Consider the following 520-nt stretch of genomic DNA (forward strand, 5'->3'; position numbering starts at 1 on the left):
CACGATATTAAAATACTCACTTATTTGAAAGGCAATTGCCGATTCACGGAACAAACTCGGCCAGGCTATGAAGACTGTGATGAATGGTTTGCAAACGTAAATGAAGAGCTTGTAAACAATAAACCAGATCTTCTATTTACTATTGGCAATGTCGGCAGCCCGAAAAAAGCATTTTGGGAGGTTCCGGCTGGATTTGAAGACGCCTGGCGCTATTTTGAAGAACAGGATATTCCACTAATGCTGGTAAGAGACACGCCGTGGTACGAAGAGAGCGTGTTGAATTGCCTCAGTGACAATCTCGAAGATCCGGGAAACTGCAAGTCGAAGCAAGAAGAGATTATTGTAGAACCGAATGCGTTGGAAGAGGTGGCGTATATGCCAGAATCGGCCACCACTATGGATTTAACCGATTATTTTTGTGACGGGGAGTCCTGCCATTATGTTGTAGGAAACGTCGTCACTCATTTTGATGGAAACCATCTGACTGCCACTTTCGCGAGGAGTTTTGCGCCAGTATTTG

General features: G+C 44.6%; 1 protein-coding gene. It reads left to right on the forward strand.

The window, feature by feature from the left end; translation table 11 throughout:
• A partial coding sequence (locus R0J87_RS18465) for an SGNH hydrolase domain-containing protein (RefSeq protein WP_498887995.1) occupies positions 1-520 on the forward strand: 520 nt, incomplete at both ends.

The sequence above is a fragment of the Halomonas sp. SIMBA_159 genome (assembly GCF_046536035.1).
Taxonomy (GTDB): Bacteria; Pseudomonadota; Gammaproteobacteria; order Pseudomonadales; family Halomonadaceae; genus Vreelandella; species Vreelandella venusta_A.